4 protein-coding genes are annotated in these 3,090 nt (G+C 60.4%); 2 read left to right on the top strand and 2 right to left on the bottom strand.

The window, feature by feature from the left end:
* Positions 1 to 677: universal stress protein (locus WBV42_RS06370; RefSeq protein WP_423985282.1), on the bottom strand; the 677-nt coding region annotated here is incomplete at its 3' end.
* A 143-nt stretch (positions 678 to 820) separates the two neighbouring features.
* Entirely contained in the window at positions 821 to 1,249 is a 429-nt protein-coding gene (locus tag WBV42_RS06365) for a hypothetical protein (protein ID WP_423985281.1), read from the bottom strand.
* Between the two features lie 161 nt (positions 1,250 to 1,410).
* On the opposite strand from WBV42_RS06365, the gene WBV42_RS06360 reads away from it, so the two are divergent.
* On the top strand, positions 1,411 to 1,860 hold the full coding sequence (locus tag WBV42_RS06360) for an ester cyclase (protein WP_423985280.1): 450 nt from the start codon (positions 1,411 to 1,413) through the stop codon (positions 1,858 to 1,860).
* A gap of 87 nt (positions 1,861 to 1,947) precedes the next feature.
* Positions 1,948 to 2,967 (top strand): DHH family phosphoesterase, encoded by a 1,020-nt coding sequence (locus WBV42_RS06355; RefSeq protein ID WP_253228559.1) that lies wholly within the window; start codon positions 1,948 to 1,950, stop codon positions 2,965 to 2,967.
* The last annotated feature ends 123 nt before the right edge of the window (positions 2,968 to 3,090 follow it).

Here is a 3,090-nt window from a genome sequence, read left to right as displayed (position 1 = left end):
GCCAAATCGGAGTGAACGCTATCGGCGACGGCCAGCAGTAGTCGGTGTGCCTGTTCGGCCGATGACCCCAACTCCTCGACGTACGGTTCCAGTCCGAACCGTTCGACGTACACGTCACAGGTCGCGGTTTCGAGGAACCGCTCGATCGTGTCGCCGCGAAGCAACCGCTGCCGCTGTGAGGTCTGCTTTCGCGTCCCGAGAAATACCGCGTCGTACTCCCCCCCATCGACCAGTTGGTGCAACGTCCTCGCCTCCTTGTGCGCGAGACAGACGCTCCCCTGCATCAAATCTCGAAACCCGTTATCCTCGGCCCAGTTCAAAAGCTCCGTCACGTCATCACGCGCTTTCTTCCGTTCCTTGTCGATTTGTGAATCCCGTGCGACGGTGTCGAGCGGTGTCTGAGCAGGGAAGAGCAGGATGTTGACCAGATGCACCACGCCGTCCCGGGAACGGGCCAGTGACGACGCGGTCCCGAGCAGTCGCTTGATGTCGTACTCCTGTTCGTCGTCCGTCTGGGTGTCCAGAATCGGCACGAGGATGCGGTTCCCGTCGTGAACGTCCTCGTCCTCCTCCATGACGAACTCGATTTCGATGCTCTCCTCCGTCGTTCCGCCATCCGTGACGAGACTGTCGGCCGTTTCGAGCGGGTCGTGCTCCGCCGTTGGGTCGAAAATCATGAATGGCATACACCGGGCAGACATATCAATGCACCAGCGCCGTCAGAACGGTTTTCGAGTTGAATTTTCTCGTCAGTCGGTGAACGGTCCGAAGGGGCTGTTTCGATCGCTGGCCGTCCCGTTCCCGTTTTCACTTCCCGTTTTCACCTCCCGTTTTCACGAACGACGACGCCTACGTCAGCGCGTGCGCTCTCGAAATCGCCATCCGTGGCGACTCTGCCGAGTACGTCCTGATAGCGCGTCAGCGTGAGGACGTACTCGTTGGGCATGGCGTCCGGTTTTCCTTCCGGGGGACTGTAGTCGGGCATCGGTAGCAACGTTCCGTCGTCGAGGGCCAGAACGTCCAACTGGTCGAACGGGGCACCGTCGTGATACAGACGGTATTTCGCACGTCGGAGCGTGTCGTCGGCGGTCCATTCCTCCCACGGGGCGGACGTGGGCGTCCAGTCCCCGATCCGTTCCATGGTGATGTCCCGGTTCGGGTACACGAACGAGTCCGGCGCACCGCCGGTTCGCCAGTCGTCCGGGTTCGAGTCGAGCACCGCTTGCTTGTAGTCGGCGTTGCTCGCCATGACACATAGTTGCACACCGATCGCTAAATAAGTGTTTGCCAGTCGACTATCGTATTCAACTCGACAGCCGATGGATGCTATTCTGCACCCGGTTTCAGTTGGAGATGACTCCCAGACAACAATTTGTACCCCGACGGCGTAACGGTGTCTGGGGGGACAGTATGGAACACGTAGACGAAAACAAGGAAATAGTCAATCGACTCATCAACGAATTCGTGAACGAGGGGGACGAAGCGGTCGCAGACGAACTGCTCGCACCGGATTACGTCCGATACGACCCCGACGCACCGTCGGGTGCACAGGGTCCCGAGGAGTTCAAAGAGATGATCCAAATGTTCGGGGAGGCGTTTCCGGACGCCGAAGTCTCCATCGAGGAGATGATCGGCGAAGGCGATTTGGTCGTCTTCCGCGGCACCGAGACCGGCACCCACGAGGGCGATTTCATGGGTCACGAGCCGACAGGCCAGACGTTCGAGATCAGTGGTCTCGCCATGCATCGCGTCGAGGACGGGGAAATCACGCAGACGTGGGCCAACTGGGACATGCTTGGCATGATGCAGCAACTCGGCGTCGTTCCGATGCCGGACGACCTGATCGAGATGACCGAATAGCCGTTCGACTTCCATTTTTCCGACCGACGGCGAAACCAACCGGTAGCTTCCTGTTTGACAGACACATAGTGATACAGGGGATGGAGAATGGGAGAGATAGCTGTCGGCGAACCCGAAGAACTGGCAACCACCTTAGAGGAAACGGAGTCGCTCGCGATCGTCTGTCATCACCAGCCGGACCCGGACTGTCTGGCGAGTGCCTACGCGCTCGAATGGATCGCGACACAAAACGGCGTACACGACACGGACATCTTCTATCAGGGGCACATCACGCACCAGGAGATCCGGTCGTTCATCAGCATCTTCGACATCGAACTGAACGAGATCGACGACACCGCCTTCGAGGAGTACGACCTCGTCGCGTTCGTTGACCACTCGATTTCGGGGACGAAGGTGGAAATGCCGCCGACCGTCTCCGCCGACGTCGTCATCGACAACGTGGAATCGATCGCCGAGACGGAGGCGTCGTTCGTGGACGCGCGCCCCGAGTACGGCTCGACGGCGGCGATACTCGCGGAGTACGTGACCAACTTGAACGGCAAGCCACCTCGCTTGGTCGCCTCGGCGCTGTTGTTCGCCATCCACCGTGAACGACTGGACGACATCCGCTACCCGACCGAACTCGACTACCGGGCGGCGCTCGACCTCTTTCCGCACGCCGACATCGACCTCATCGAGGAGGTGTACGGGTCGTCGCTCACGCCAGAGACGCTGGACGCGGTGGGACGGGCGATCCATTACCGCACTCTGCGCGGGTCCGTCCTCGTCTCCAGCATCGGGCAGACCCCCGACAGCGGCGCGCTTCCGCAGGCCGCCGACTACCTCCTTCGCCTCGAAGGCATCCGAACCGTGCTCGTCATCGGCATCGTCAACGGCGACCTCTGGCTCAGCGGCCGGTCGTTCGACCCCCGCATCGACATCGGCGCGGTCCTCAACGGGGCCTTCGCCGACTTCGGTACCGCCGGGGGCCATCAGGACCGCGCCGGAGGACAAGTGTCGCTCGGAATCTTCGCCGACAGCGACATGGACTCGCCCGCCATCAACGAGCGACTGTTCGACATCGTGTCGGAGCGATTTTTCAAGGAACTGGCGCTGGAAGAGGATTAGGATAATCGAGCGTCCGTCTCCGTATCACTCGTCCATGAGCTGATTCGAACGGACGATGACGTACATGAGGACGATGCACGCCCCGATTGCGAGGACGAATTGAGTTACAAGCGGGAATATATC

This window comes from Haladaptatus sp., assembly GCF_049589095.1.
In the GTDB taxonomy this organism is placed as follows: domain Archaea; phylum Halobacteriota; class Halobacteria; order Halobacteriales; family Haladaptataceae; genus Haladaptatus.
The sequence above is the reverse complement of the archived record's forward strand: the minus strand, read 5'-3'. Positions and strand labels throughout refer to the sequence as shown.